The 13,893-nt window shown below is 60.0% G+C and carries 9 protein-coding genes; 5 read left to right on the forward strand and 4 right to left on the reverse strand.

The annotated features are described in order from the left end of the window. Positions 1 to 200 precede the first annotated feature (200 nt). The 3 genes from queG to A4R35_RS18110 are packed head-to-tail and all read right to left on the reverse strand — an operon-like array spanning position 201 to position 3,589. Positions 201 to 1,460 (reverse strand): tRNA epoxyqueuosine(34) reductase QueG, encoded by a 1,260-nt coding sequence (queG, locus tag A4R35_RS18100; protein ID WP_112431795.1) that lies wholly within the window; start codon positions 1,458 to 1,460, stop codon positions 201 to 203. A 34-nt stretch (positions 1,461 to 1,494) separates the two neighbouring features. After that, positions 1,495 to 2,451: an ABC transporter permease gene (locus A4R35_RS18105; RefSeq protein ID WP_189362008.1), complete on the reverse strand. Its 957-nt coding sequence runs from the start codon at positions 2,449 to 2,451 to the stop codon at positions 1,495 to 1,497. 28 nt (positions 2,452 to 2,479) lie between these two features. Next, positions 2,480 to 3,589, reverse strand: a complete 1,110-nt coding sequence (locus A4R35_RS18110) for an ABC transporter ATP-binding protein (protein ID WP_223258391.1) — start codon at positions 3,587 to 3,589, stop codon at positions 2,480 to 2,482. A 402-nt stretch (positions 3,590 to 3,991) separates the two neighbouring features. Between A4R35_RS18110 and A4R35_RS18115 the strand changes: the two genes are divergently transcribed. Beyond that, on the forward strand, positions 3,992 to 5,140 hold the full coding sequence (locus A4R35_RS18115) for a hypothetical protein (RefSeq protein WP_112431799.1): 1,149 nt from the start codon (positions 3,992 to 3,994) through the stop codon (positions 5,138 to 5,140). 459 nt (positions 5,141 to 5,599) lie between these two features. Continuing rightward, positions 5,600 to 6,679 carry an Rv0361 family membrane protein gene (locus A4R35_RS18120; protein ID WP_112431801.1) on the forward strand — a complete coding sequence of 360 codons (1,080 nt, stop codon included), beginning with the start codon at positions 5,600 to 5,602 and terminating at the stop codon, positions 6,677 to 6,679. 100 nt (positions 6,680 to 6,779) lie between these two features. On the opposite strand, the gene hutU is transcribed toward A4R35_RS18120, so the two are convergent. Beyond that, a complete protein-coding gene (gene hutU / locus A4R35_RS18125) occupies positions 6,780 to 8,492 on the reverse strand; it encodes a urocanate hydratase (protein WP_112431803.1) in 1,713 nt (570 codons plus the stop codon). A gap of 247 nt (positions 8,493 to 8,739) precedes the next feature. Between hutU and A4R35_RS25030 the strand changes: the two genes are divergently transcribed. From A4R35_RS25030 to A4R35_RS18150, 3 genes are all read left to right on the forward strand, one after another. Beyond that, positions 8,740 to 8,865, forward strand: coding sequence for a hypothetical protein (locus A4R35_RS25030; protein ID WP_262982342.1), 126 nt, complete (start codon positions 8,740 to 8,742; stop codon positions 8,863 to 8,865). A 1,394-nt stretch (positions 8,866 to 10,259) separates the two neighbouring features. Then, positions 10,260 to 11,474 carry a M20 family metallopeptidase gene (locus A4R35_RS18145; protein ID WP_189362009.1) on the forward strand — a complete coding sequence of 405 codons (1,215 nt, stop codon included), beginning with the start codon at positions 10,260 to 10,262 and terminating at the stop codon, positions 11,472 to 11,474. A 535-nt stretch (positions 11,475 to 12,009) separates the two neighbouring features. Beyond that, positions 12,010 to 13,842, forward strand: coding sequence for an FAD-dependent oxidoreductase (locus A4R35_RS18150; protein WP_112431813.1), 1,833 nt, complete (start codon positions 12,010 to 12,012; stop codon positions 13,840 to 13,842). Positions 13,843 to 13,893 lie beyond the last annotated feature (51 nt).

Raw genomic sequence — 13,893 nt, forward strand, 5'->3', positions numbered from 1 at the left:
CCTTCCTTCCTATGCACTTCATGGCGCTGCGTTCTTGTTGGCCAAATGTCGCTGACCGGCTTGTAGCTGTTGTCTGCTTTCTCTCGGCAAAATTGAGGCAAGTGTCTCGCGATCAGTTGTCTCTCGCCGCTCAATGAAGGGCGGTCGGTAGCTGCTGCTTTACATGGGAAAAGGCGTGATCAACGCCTTTTTTTATTTCCTTAATTCTTGCCATCCAGCATGGTCAGTGCCTGCAGGATCTCTTGACGAACCTCTGGATCTTCTTCCTGTTCAAGCCGCTCTGTGAGCGCCCGCCGAGCCTCCTCTCCCCCGATGCACCCCAGTGCCCAGGCTGCATGCCCGCGCACAAGGGCCTCTGCATCCCAGAGGGCTTGAATCAGGGCCGGTACGGCCCGCCTGTCGCCGAGATTTCCCAGCGCTACACAGACGTTACGCAGCAAACCGCGTCGCTTGGCCCGCCAGATAGGTGTATGACGAAAGCGGGCGCGGAACTCCTCTTCGCTGAGGGCCAGCAGCGGGATCAGCTCGGGTACGCCGCCAACCTGGGGCCGCGGGCGGAACTCATCGCGCCTCCTCAGCCACATCTGCGGTCGCTGTTTGGACCTCACCGTTGCTGCTTCCGTCTTCCCATCGCCGGCCTGCTCCACTGCTCGTTCGGCCTGACGCAGCCCGAGACGCTTCTCCACAACCTGATTGACGGGACAGACCTCCTGGCAGATGTCGCAGCCGAAGATCAGGTTCCCCATGAGAGGACGCAGCTCTAGCGGGATGCTACCGCGTAGCTCGATCGTGAGATAGGAGATGCAGCGCCGGTTGTCCAGCACATAGGGAGCGGGTAAAGCTCCCGTAGGGCAGGCGTGTAGGCAGCGTTCACACTTGCCGCAGTTGGCCTGCAAAGGCTCGTCTGCAGGAAGTGGCAGGTTTGTCACAATCTCGGCAAGAAAGACCCAGGAACCCCAGCCGCGTGTGAGAATGGTTGTATTTTTGCCATACCAGCCGATGCCAGCACGCTGGGCGACAGCGCGGTCAACCATGCGCCCGGTGTCGACGAATAGTCGTGCTTCTAGCTCTTGCCCGGCCTCACGACGCGCATATTCCCGCAGCCAGTCGGCAAACTGCTTCAGCTTGGGCTTGATGATCTCATGATAGTCCTCACCCCAGGCGTAGCGCGAGATACGGCCCCGTGGCTGGTCATCCTCTGGCTCCTCCGGCGGCTCGCTGAGGTAAGACATGGCCAGGGCGATGATCGAACGAGCCTCCGGCAGGAGGGCGTCGGGATGGCAAGAGACTTCCGCTCGCTCGCTGGTGAACCAGGGGAGGCCGTCCATGAGACCCGCTGCAATACGCTCCTTGATGACGCGCTCGGTCTCGGGGAAAGCTTCTGCCCCTGTGATCTGCACGAGGTCAAAGCCCAATTCATAGCCATATGCTTTGATTGGGGCGGCATCGAGCATTTTCATGGCTAGGCCTCGCTCGATTCTGTTTCAGTCAAGGTCAGTTGGTGATGTCTCGCCTATGGTTCAGCCAGCCAGCAATGCTCAAGAGGAGCACGATGTAGGCGAGCAGCACTGTAAGGGCTTCCGCATCGGGCAGTGTAGAGATACTACTACTCCCAAAGATATAATATCCCTGGTGAGCCATCAAGGTAGCGAGATTGTTACCAATCAGATAGTCGGGAAGAGCGCGCAGGAAGGCGCTGACTGGACCTTGTACCAGCTCGCTGCTCAGCTGGCAGATTTGCCCAATGATCGGCTCTAGCAGATACCAGACGATGCCTCCTCCAATACCTGCAGCACTGGAGCGGCCCAGGATGCCGAAGAAAAGAGCAATGACAGCGAAGATGAACCAGTTGAAAATAGCCAGAAGCAGAAAAAGGCCAGTATGGAGCAGCCAGCTCGTCGTGAGAAAAGGAGCTGGACTCGGCGCCTGCCTGAGAAGACTGAGCAAGTAGCCAATCACCAGGCCGCTGATGCTCAGAACGCTGATGCCCACGATGCAGCAGATGAGCATGGCCCCCACCTTGGCAAGCAGAAACTGCGTGCGTGTAGGCCCCCGGGTGAAGAGCAGGCGAATCGTTCCCTGAGTGTACTCGCCTCCAGCTGTGCTTCCCGCGATAATAATAATTAAAATGGTAAAAGGTGTAAGGGCTGTTTGCACGGCAATATTGAGAGAGGTGGGAGGCAGGAGCAGCCTGACTACCTGGCCACTCCCGTCTCCTGTCGAGAAGAGGAAGAGGGCAAAAAAAACGAGCAGGGTGGTTAGCAAGGCGATCAGGGCTGAGATCCGCGTCAGCGGACGGCGGCGAAGCTTGTAGAGTTCCATCGCGGTCAGACGCAGCAGAACACTCAGGTAGTCGCGCCGACCCAGGAGGACCGGCGCGCTGGCAAACTGCTCGGCTAGCGGCTGGCCCTCTCTAGCCGACGTAGAAAGACCTGTGTCTATGGGATGCATAGGCTCTGTTTCTCCTTGCTCCTTTCGCTTACTGACGTTTTCCTTCTCCCGGCACGATTCTGCCATATGGCGCAGGGGCAGGAAGGCCGCCGAGGCCAGAGGCCGCTGCCCCGTGGAGTTGCGCAGCTGCCGTGAGTTCCAGGAAGGCCTCTTCCAGGCTACCCTCCTGGGGATGGATTGCTGCCGCGAAAAGGTTCCGCTGAGCCAGTAAGGCATTAATCTCTGCAGAGCGCTCCGCCGGCGCCTCGACACGCAGTGTTGTCGCCACCTCCCCGCTGGCCTCGCTCGCTTTTCCAGGCTGCTCGCTGGGGCCAACTCCCACCGCTACAATGGCTTTGATCCAGCTGGCTCCGCGCTCACGTGCCTCCTGCAAGGCCTGCAGGGCCGCCCGGGCCTCGGCAGCGCTGTTCATACGGATCAGAATGTGCTCGCTCTGGCGCAGGAGGGCGCTGACGTCACCTTGCTTGATCAGATTGCCCCGGTGCAGAATGGCTACGCGGTTACAGACCTGCTGAACTTCGTGTAAAATGTGGCTGGAGAGAAAGATGGTCTTTCCTTGCTGGGCCAGACGCACGATTAGCTGGCGAATCTCAACCATGCCGACCGGGTCCAGGCCGTTGGTTGGTTCATCCAGGAGGATCAGCTCGGGGTCGGTCAGGAGAGCTGCGGCGATGCCGAGCCGCTGCTTCATACCGAGCGAGTATTTGTGATAGGCTAACCCGGCCTGGGAGCGCAATTCGACCAGTTCAAGGATCTCTTCGATGCGCTTGTCGGTGAGAGGATGCCGCGCCATGTCTGAGGCCGCGGCGATGATGCGCAGATTGTCTCGCCCAGAGAGGTAGGGATAGAAGACGGGCGTTTCAACGACAGCACCGATGCGCCGCAGGATGCGCGGCAGCTGATAGTGGGTGTCCATGCCAAAGATAAAGGCGCGCCCCGCTGTGGGACGGATCAGCCCCAGCAGCATCCGAATGGTGGTGGTTTTGCCCGAGCCGTTGGGGCCGAGAAAGCCGAAGACGTCGCCTCGCATCACGCGCAGATTCAGATCGTTGACTGCCACGAGGTTGCCAAAGGCCTTTGTGAGTCTGGTGGTGCTGATGATGATGTCATCTTCTTCGGTGAGCATGATGTCGTTCATGCTTTGCTCCTTGTGGCGTGCTCGCCCCTGAAGGCCAGTTGGGTCAGCTTTGCTGGATACTTCAGCCTGCGGCACGCGCGGGGAGTGAAAGGTCGGCGTCGATCTCGCGCCGGAGCCAGTCGCTGGCTGGCTTTGGTTCCTCTGCTGCTATGGCGCTCTTGCTGTCTCTTTAGTATGCCCTGTTTGCCCTGTGCTGGCAAGTAGCTGGCCAGTAGCCTGTATGGCTCTATTGCCGTCCTGCCCTGTTGCTCAACACAAGGGAAGGTTGCTCTGCTGGCTCGCGCCTTTGACATCCTGGTCGGTGACCGGCTGAGAGGCAGGGTAAGAAGCGAGGAAAGGATGTTGACTTTGCCTGATGGGAGGGGACGGGAGGGCGGAGGGACGGAAGGAAAAGAGGCACCAATGTGGTCTATTGATCCTGATAATGGGCGTTTGCCAGATCTGCACGCCGGTTCCAACGGTCATGCCAATGGTCAGATAGCTTATGGCAGCCCTGAGCCGCCGTGGACTGTGACAGCTGACAAGTCGAGCTGGTCACCGCCAGCGCCACCAGCCAGTGGAGGGCGTCGGCGCGCGCGTCGACGGCTGCTCCTGGTCGCCCTGGCCGCAACTCTGCTGCTGGCACTGATCGCTGGGGCGGCCTTCTACTACGGCTCTGCGCTCCATTCGACCCCAGAAAAGTCATTAGCCGCTTTTTGTTCTGCTCTGAGCCAGGGTGATCCCGGCTCGGCCTATCGCTATCTGGACTCAGCTTTGCAGCGTCAGGCTTCTTTTCTGGTCTTCTCTGGCGTGTTGGGCAAGACCGAGCGCTGTAGCTATGAGGCCTTGCATGTGCGGGGAACAACAGCAACAGCAGTGCTGCGACTCACCAGGGCTGGTCAGCTGCAGACCCAGCAGGTCAGCCTGAACGAGCAGGGCGGAATCTGGCTGATTAGCGAGGACGAGACGCTCACAGCGCTGCCGCGCTCGCTCAGCGCCCTGTGTTCAGGATTGGAAAAAGGCAAAGCTGAAGCCGCTTACGCAAAGTTGACCCCGCTTTTTCAGCGTCATGTCTCTCTTGGGCTTTTCCGTTTGCTCGTGGATGGTATCACCTCCTGCTCCTCACAGCTTGAGAGGGTGGCCCCCACCCAGGCCAAGGCCCTGGTCGTGGTACGCTACCAGCTGGAGGCCCAGCCGGAGCAGGGCACGGCCCTGCTGGTACCTGCAATGGATGACTGGTTGATCGATGCTCTGTCGTCTTTGTCGACGCCGGAGCGCTCCCTCTTGAGTTTCTGCAAGGCATTGCAGCAGGGCACTTATAGCATCGCCTATGAACTACTCAGCCTGGACTTCCAGGCCCACTTTGGCAGCCTGCGTCAGTTTGTCAACATAGTGAGTCCGGTAATCAAGAGCAATGGGGGGATCAAGAGCTGCTCCGTGGGAGCGGTACAGAAAAGAGCTGATCGGTTCATGGTGGATGGAGTCATTACCTATGCCAATGGCAAAACGGAAACGGATGAGGATGAGCTGGTGCTGGAGGCCGACCTCTGGCGCCTCAATTCTCTCTCCTGAGTACCTTTGACAGGGCATGGTCCAGCTCTGGGCATAGCTCTCCTTGAAAAAAGGACGCTTGCTGCGTTTTTTGGAAAGGGATAGGAAAGGGTGAACTGTGCCAGGCAAAGCGGGAGTTTCCTCTGGGGTATAGCGAAGATTGGGCTGCCGGAACACCTCAAGCCGATTGTTTGTCACTCTAAATGCTCCAACCACTTCTTGTTTGAAGTGAGCGAGCGAGGCTGACCAAGAAGAAAAAGGCTGCTAGCCGTGAGGCAATCGCAGGCCGGCCAGGGGCAGGCTCAAGTCAGTGAATGGCGTGTCGAAGCCACATCAGCTTCGCTTGCGTAGTAATCAGTGGTACAGTCACCAGGCAGAGCGGTCTGGTCCACTGTGACCAAGGTGGTCTGGTCGGGTGAATGGCTCTAAGCAGACAAGCGGGAAGGACGTAGACCTCGATAAGGAAGAAGGAGTTCTCTTGTGGAAGCCAGCTTGAACGGCCCACAGGGGCGTATCACCCTGGGGCCAGGCGTGACGAGTGTGGGACGTGCGCCCGATAATCAGATTCGGTTGAACGATCAACAGGTTTCGTCACACCATGCGGAATTTCGGGCTGAGGACGGAGGGTACAGCCTGGTTGATCGAGGCAGTACCAATGGCACTTTTGTCAATGATCAGCGCCTGACCAGTCAGGTTCCCTGGCGACTGCACTCGGGCGATCGCATTCGTTTTGGCGAGACAGTCTTTACCTATGAGGTTGCTGGTGCTGGGAGCGAGGCCGAGGAGCGTACGGTGGTGGCTGGTTCACCCGATCAGTTCCAGCCCTCTCCGGCAGCGCCCTCCTATCCTCAGTCAGCATATCAGTCGCCCCCTGCTGCTGCCTCTCCCCTCCAGGGGCAAGGGTATGCCCAGCAAGGAGGCTGGCAGGCTCAGCCCTATGGAGGGCCGGCTCCCCAGGGCTATGGTCAACAGCCACCGGCAGCCCCGCCGGGCTACCCCGTACAGCCGGCACCCTATGGTCCACCTCCCCAGGGGGCGCCATCCTTCCCCGGTCAGGCGCCAGGCTATCCGCAGTTCCCACCGCAGCCGCAACCGCCAGCGCGGCGCGGCGGACGCGCAGGTTGCCTGATCGCCGGTCTCCTGGTGTTGGTGCTTTTGTTGCTTGTTTTGGTTGTAGTGCTCTTTAACCCTCTCAATTTTCCTGGCCCTCTCGGCTTGCTTGCTTCCTCGCCTCAGAAGACAGTTGACACCTTCTGCAGCGCTCTGAAGAAGAGTGACTATCATACGGCCTATGGGCAATTTTCATCCACGCTGCAGGCTAGTGAGAGCGAGCAGCAGTTTACTCAAGCTTTTCAGACTATCACGACTCTCGTGGGACCAGTTACCAGTTGCTCGGCCACCAATTTTCAGCAGAATGGGGACCATGCCACTGCACAGCTATCGTTGGCCTTCCAGCGAAGTCCGCGCATAGTGACGGGCACAATGAACTTTGTGCGCGAAAACGGGACCTGGAAGATCGATCGGGCCCCACAGACGAACGGCAATCAGGTGCAGACCTGATTGAGGCCGAGGCTGGGTCACTTAGACAGGCTGGGGTCCCCTTCGTCTCTCGGAGGGGACCCCAGCCTGATGTTATTACGGTCGGTGATGGGGGCGATGATTATTGTGTGGATGACGGTGGAGACATCGGCAGCTTCAGGCCCCACTGGCGAGCGCAGGTCAGGGCTTCCTCATAGCCAGCGTCGACGTGGCGAACGACGCCGATGCCGGGGTCGTTCGTCAGCACCCGTTCCAGGCGTCGCACCGCCTCGGGGGTACCGTCGGCGACGATCACCTGGCCGGCGTGGAGCGAGTAGCCGATGCCAACGCCGCCGCCGTGGTGGAAGGAGACCCAGGTAGCGCCCGAGGCCGTATTGAGGAGGGCATTAAGAATGGGCCAATCGGCAATGGCATCGCTACCGTCCTTCATGCCCTCGGTCTCGCGATAGGGCGAGGCGACTGATCCGCTGTCCAGGTGGTCACGCCCGATGACGATAGGGGCCTTGACCAGGCCACGCGCAACCAGCTCGTTGAAGGCCAGGCCGGCTTTGGCGCGTTCGCCGTAGCCGAGCCAGCAGATGCGGGCGGGCAGACCCTGGAAGTGGATCTTCTCGCGGGCGAGGGTGATCCAGCGGCGGAGGGCCTGGTCCTCGGGGAAGAGTTCGAGGATGGTCTCGTCGGTGCGATAGATATCCTCGGGATCGCCTGAGAGGGCCACCCAGCGGAACGGTCCTTTGCCCCGGCAGAAGAGAGGGCGGATGAAAGCAGAGACGAAGCCGGGAAAGTCCATCGCGTGCGGCTCGCCTGCTGCCAGGGCCTGGCCACGCAGGTTGTTGCCGTAGTCGAAGACGATGGCGCCGCGCCGCTGCATTTCCAGCATGGCGCGTACCTGGCTGACGAGCGACTGACGAGCGCGCTCGATGTATTCCTGCGGGTCACGCCGTCGCAGGTCGTTGGCTTCCTCCAGCGAGAGGCCAGCGGGAATATAGCCGTTCAGGAGGTCGTGAGCCGCGGTCTGGTCGGTGACCAGGTCGGGAATGAGGTTGCGACGGACCAGCTCGCTGTAGACTTCGGCGGCGTTGCCGATGAGGCCGATGGAGAGCGGTTGACCGTTATCGCGGGCCTCGCGGATCTGTGCCAGAGCCTCGTCGAGGGTGCTGGCCATCTCGTCGCAGTAGCCAGTCTGTAGGCGTCGTTGGATGCGCTGCGGGTCTACCTCGACTGCCAGGCAGATGCCTTCATTCATGGTGATCGCCAGCGGTTGGGCGCCGCCCATGCCACCGAGGCCGGCGGTGAGGACGAATTTCCCCCGCAGGGTGCCGCCAAAGTGCTGGCGTGCGGCCTCAGCAAAGGTCTCGTAGGTCCCCTGGACGATGCCTTGAGAGCCGATATAGATCCAGGAGCCGGCGGTCATCTGGCCGTACATCGTCAGTCCCAGGGCTTCAAGGCGGCGAAATTCGTCCCAGGTGGCCCAATGGGGGACGAGGTTGGCGTTGGCGATGAGGACGCGTGGCGCGTCGCGCTGGGTGCGGAAGATGCCAACGGGCTTGCCTGACTGGACAAGCAGGGTTTCGTCATCTTCCAGCTCTTTGAGAGCGCGGACGATGGCGTCGAAGGCCTCCCATGAGCGGGCGGCGCGTCCCGAGCCGCCGTAGACGACCAGCTCGTCGGGCCGCTCGGCAACCTCTGGGTCGAGATTATTCATGAGCATGCGCATGGCTGCCTCTTGCTGCCAGCCTTTGCAGGAGAGCTGCGTGCCTCGCGGGGCGCGGACGGTGCGCGGTCCACTGGTGCCCGGCTGCCTTGCCGGGCCTGAGTGCTCGTGCTGCGACATGCTGTCCTTCTTCCTTTCCTTCCAGATTGATCAGTTCCTGCAGGTTCGGATCGGGAAAAACTGCTTGACGCGGGGTGGTGCCCCGCTTATGTTATACAATCTCTCTCTGGCTGGTGAAAGGTGGGGAGAGTCACGCGGGGCCCTGTCGCCTGACACGGGAGGTCTGAGCCTGGGAGGGAGCAAGCCCCCCTGCGTGGTCACCCGATGGTGGGGCTGAGGGCCTGCCGGGCGAGCAGAAGGGTAGCCCTTGGCGTTAGGGGAGCCGGAGGTTGAGGAGCCAGTGGACATCGCGGGAGATGGTCTGGAAGTGATAGAAGTGCTGCAGGATGTGCCAGACGAGCGACTGCTGGACGGCAGTACGTGGGGGATCTGACAGGGGGCTGAGCGCAGACCTCGACAGTAACGTTGACATGTATCTTCTCTCATGAGCATGCTCTAGCAATACGCACCGTCTGTCTGTCTACCAAGGCTGAGGCCGCAGGGCGTCGGAAATCTGCTCAGCTCCAGCGATGATCGCAGTGCAGGAAAAGCCTGCGGACTCGCATAGAACGGTCAGGGGTGGTCAGGAAACTGCCAGGTAGCGATTCTTGCTCCTGACCGCCAGCCAGCAACTATCTATCAAGGCACCTCCTCAGAAGAAGGGAGCTGAAAGCTGATGCCCGGTCCGATTTGCCATCCCGATCCCTCTGGCTCTCGCTGGGGCTGAGGCTACGACTGCCAGCTATGCTAAGGTATGCCTCCAGTGTTGGGAGTAAACGAGGATGGCGATGGAGAACCAGTCTGCAAACCAGAATCTTGCTGCTTCTGTTGCAGTGAAGGACTGTTCTGCTCGTTATGGGCAATATTCTCCTGAGCAATGGCCGTGAAAATCGCCTCTGGCGTCGAGGTTGGATCTGGCTCAAAACTACCGGTGGTGGGCGTCTGGAAGGAATTGGTTGTCACTGTGCGAGGAGATAGCGCCAGGCGACCATCCCTTCTGATCCGTGGTCAGACCAGGATGCTCCTGTCCTGGCATCAGACCACTCAGCTGCGGTCTGCAAACAGCGCCGTTCGGCTCGAAATCAGGCTCAAAACCAGGGAAAATCATCTCTTCACATCGCTGCTAGAGCTGCAGATCCAGTCCCTCAAAGATCAAGCCTGTCAGGCCCAGGTTGAAGCCTATGCGCTGAAGAGCCAGTCCAATCTGAGATTTGCTTAGCTGTCATATCAAAAGGATGAGAGATGCTCTGCAGGCTCGATGGTGACACCTGCACCAGTCCCTTATCTTCTGGACCAGAAGAGCTAGCTGCCATGATGCTTGCCTCTCCTTATCACTAGATCTGCAAGCCTGTTCAGTAATATATCTTTTAATATTGGAAATTTTGTATATAACATGATTTAACTATTATTAACTGATCAGTAAGAAAGAGGCACATGTTCCTGAGCACTCTGTATCATCGTGAAGAAACGATTATTGCAGATCTGAATGGTGGTACAAAGAGGGCAATGGTAGCTCGCAACTTCATCGCCGGGATTCTGTCACCGCTCTTCAACGGAGGGCAGCAAGTACATGAAAGTGCCGTCCAGCGTAGTGCGGTTAGGTACGGGATGCTCGGCTCTTCCCTCACTGCCGGTATAGCGGCGGCGAGACAGACTGAGGGCCTATGATAGAGCGATGTGCTGCCAAATGAGAGACAAATGTCCTCCAAACTCTTGACAAGAGCACACATCTCGTCTATCCTCTCGTTCAATTACAAGAAACCAGCCCTGGCTCGTGGGGAGGCAGTCATGGATCTACGTACACTTGTACTCAATGTTCAGGAATACGTCCGCCAGCGACTGGCGCGCTATATTGATGACCTGAGCACCTTCTGCGCTTTCGAAACCTTCACCTTTCATAAAGCTGGCATAGATCAGGCGACAGACTGGCTGGCCACTCGCTTGCAGGCCCTCGGCCTGGAAGTCACCATTGTCGAACGTCAGGAATGGGGCAACGATCTGCTAGGCAGGCTGCGCGGCCAGGGCGACAGCGACGATGTTGTGGTCCTCCTGGCCCACAGCGACACTGTCTATCCTGTCGGCACCGCGGCGGCTCGCCCCCTGCGTCGGGAAGGTAACCGTCTCTATGCCCCCGGTGTCTGCGATATGAAAGGTTGCATCCTGGCCGCGCTCTACGCTCTGGAGGCCATGCAGTCTCTCTGCTACCGTCCCTTCGGCGAGCTGCGTTTCCTCTGTGTCTCCGACGAAGAAATCAACGTTCGCCACTGCGATGACCTCATGGAGCAGGTCCTCCACGACGCCCACCGGGCCCTGGTACTGGAGGCTGCCCGTGCCAACGGCGCTATTGTCAGCGCGCGCAAGGGCAACGCCGGCTACACCCTGCGTGCTTACGGCAGAGCCGCCCATGCCGGGGTCGAACCCGAAAAAGGCCGCAACGCCATCGTTGAACTGGCCCATCAGGTTCTCCAATTTGCCGGCCTCTCCGGCTGGCGCGAGGGCCTCACCATCACACCGGGCCTCATCAGCGGCGGCAGCGCCACCAATGTCGTCCCGGACTACGCCGAAGCGCGCTTTGACCTGCGCTTCCTGCACCTTGAGGATAAAGAGGCCACCGAAGAGCGCTGGCTGAGACTACTCCAGCAGCAACGCGTCCCCGGCGTGCGCCTGGAGCTAGAAGAAGATCCCCATCTCAAGCATCCCCTGGTCTGTACCCCTGCTGCGCGCTGCATGGCAGAGCAGGCCCAGGCTATTGCCGCCCTCCTGGGCTTTCCCCTGGAGCATGTCCTGACCGGCGGCGCCTCTGATGCCAGCTACGCCGCCCTCTATGGAGTACCAGCCCTCGACGGTCTTGGTCCCATTGGGGGCAACGACCACAGTCCTGATGAATATCTGTTACTGGACAGCGTGCCGCCGCGCGCCGCCCTCCTGGCTGGTCTCATCGCCTCGCCGCCGCCTGTCGAAGCCGGAGCCGAAGAAGCCACTGTCATCCATCGCCTGCACTAAATGCGGCCAACAGCAGGTGGAAAACTGAGGGGCGACAGCGCCAACCAGGCTCAGAGTCAGAGCAGCCCGGCAGCAGCTTCGGCAGCGTAGCCGCTCAATCCAGGCAATTTCAGGCAGCCTGACAGCCAGGCTCTGGCCCCTTTGCGCCTTGTTCCTCTCCATGCGCTATGCTATAATCTGACGGACGGAAGAAATACACCGCCCCGCAAAGCGGTCCAGTCTCGTCAATAGCCAACGCTAGCAACAGCGAACAAAGCAAAGCAAGCGAACCTGTGCATTGACCGGAAGACCGGAGAGGGAAGGGGAAGCCTGACGAGGCTGCCGAGAGGGGTAGCCCCTCACCAGGCAAAAGGAAAGGCCGCCAGCAAAGCAGACTGATCAGGCGAATACCCAGCCAGAGTAAGGAAGAAGGATAAAGAGAGGCGAGCGCCCCGCGGCCCGCGTTGGCTTCCACCCATTCGTTCAGGCAGAGCCGAAACGTGACTCCGGGCGACGAGAGCAAGTAACCGGATGCTCAGGAAAGGATTCTCCCGCTATGATTGATCCTGATCGCGAACTGGAACCCCGATACCAGTCCTTCCTGGCCAGCCCTGACTGGTATCAAACCAATATACCGTGCCAGGTAGGCTGTCCGGCGCATACCGACGTCTCAACCTACATCGGCCTCATCTCGCAGGCGCGCTTTGACGAGGCCTACCTGCTGAACCGCAAGGCCAACGTCGTGCCGGGCGTCCTGGGGCGCACCTGCGCGCGTCCCTGTGAGCCGGTGTGTCGGCGCAACAAGATCGATGGCAAACCCATTGCCATCTGCTGGCTCAAGCGTGCCGCCGCCGATCATCGCCAGTTCCGCCATCGCGCCGAGCGGCCCCCGATCACCAGAGACAAGAAGGTTGCCATCGTTGGAGCCGGCGCTGCCGGCCTCGCCTGCGCCCGCGATCTGCGCGAGATGGGCTATCCAGTGACCATCTACGAAGCCGACCCCGTAGCGGGCGGCGTCATGGTCAACGGTATCCCAATCTGGCGTCTGCCGCGCAGCGTCACCTACGAAGAGTGCAACGAGTACATGGATGACCTCGGGGTCGAGGTGGTCTACAACACGCGCGTTGGGCGCGACATCCAGCTCACCGACCTGCTCAAGCAGTACGATGCCGTCTTCCTGGCTGCCGGCTGCTATATCTCCAACCCGATTACCGGACCAGACGGGAAGGTCGTCCCCGGCGCCGATCTTGTCGGCGTCATGAACGGCATCGAGTTTCTAGCCAAGACCAACTATGGTGAACCGGTCTTTGTCGGCAAGCGCGTCGTCGTCCTCGGCTCCGGCTTCACCGCGATGGACTGCTGCCGTACCGCCATCCGCTTCGGCGCTGAGAAAGTCTACGTCATGTACCGCCGCTCCAAAGAGGAGCAACCAGCCGACGAGTACGAAGTTGATGAAGCGATTCGCGAAAACGTCGAGTTCCAGTATCTGGTCACGCAGACCGAAATTCTGAGCAAGGATGGCGTCCACGTCAGCGGCATCAAGTTTGTGCGCAACAAGCTCGGCGATCCTGACTCCAGCGGACGTCGCCGTCCGATTCCCATCCCAGGCAGCGAGTTTGTTCTCGACGACATCGACATGGTGATCGCCGCCTTCGGTCAGTATAGCGATTCCTCCTGGATTCCGGCCAAGGAGCTGAATCTGGAGGTCAATCGCCGCACTGGCGTGCCGCTGATCGATCGCGAGACCTGGATGACCAGCTATCCCGGCCTCTTCGCTGGCGGTGACTTCACCGAAGGCTCGCGTAACCTGATCTCGGCCATCGCCGACGGACGCGATGCCGCCATTGCCATCAACCGCTATCTCGGCGGGCAGGATAAGCCGGCGGAGCCACCTGAAGAGATCGAGCTGCCCGACTACCGCCGCGGCATGGTCGATGACTACGAGTCGATCCCGCATGAGAATATACCATCGCTGCCCGTCAAGGAGCGCTATAGCTATACCCGCGAGACCGAGACCGGCTATACTCCCGAGCAGGCAGTCATTCAAGCACGGCGCTGCCTGCAGTGCCAGCTCAACATCATGATCGATCCCTCGATCTGTATCCTCTGCTCGGGCTGCGTCGACATCTGTCCGTACGACTGCATCAGCATGGAAGGCCTCTCGCGGGTGGTCAAGGGCGATCCCCTCCATCAGCTGGCCGAGACCTGGCAGGGCGGTGCCGACATGATTATCGACGAGGAGAAGTGCATCCGCTGTGGCCTGTGCATCGTGCGCTGTCCGACCGACGCCATCTCGATGGTGCAGTTCGAGGTCGCCAGCCCCAACGACCGCTGGACCGTCTCCAAGATCCCGGTGCTCAACCGCGGCCAGGCCAACGCCAGACGCTAGGCTAGAGGCTGGTGCAGCGCTCAGCTCGGCTCAGCTCAGCCTGATAGCGCT

It is taken from the genome of Thermogemmatispora tikiterensis (assembly GCF_003268475.1).
Taxonomy (GTDB): Bacteria; Chloroflexota; Ktedonobacteria; order Ktedonobacterales; family Ktedonobacteraceae; genus Thermogemmatispora; species Thermogemmatispora tikiterensis.

Bases quoted from the DNA above. Each gene is read 5' to 3' on its own strand.
- queG (WP_112431795.1), bottom strand. From the start codon at position 1,460: ATGAAAATGCTCGATGCCGCCCCAATCAAAGCATATGGCTATGAATTG.
- A4R35_RS18150 (WP_112431813.1), top strand. From the start codon at position 12,010: ATGATTGATCCTGATCGCGAACTGGAACCCCGATACCAGTCCTTCCTG.
- hutU (WP_112431803.1), bottom strand. From the start codon at position 8,492: ATGTCGCAGCACGAGCACTCAGGCCCGGCAAGGCAGCCGGGCACCAGT.
- A4R35_RS18145 (WP_189362009.1), top strand. From the start codon at position 10,260: ATGGATCTACGTACACTTGTACTCAATGTTCAGGAATACGTCCGCCAG.
- A4R35_RS18115 (WP_112431799.1), top strand. From the start codon at position 3,992: ATGTGGTCTATTGATCCTGATAATGGGCGTTTGCCAGATCTGCACGCC.
- A4R35_RS18110 (WP_223258391.1), bottom strand. From the start codon at position 3,589: ATGAACGACATCATGCTCACCGAAGAAGATGACATCATCATCAGCACC.
- A4R35_RS18105 (WP_189362008.1), bottom strand. From the start codon at position 2,451: ATGCATCCCATAGACACAGGTCTTTCTACGTCGGCTAGAGAGGGCCAG.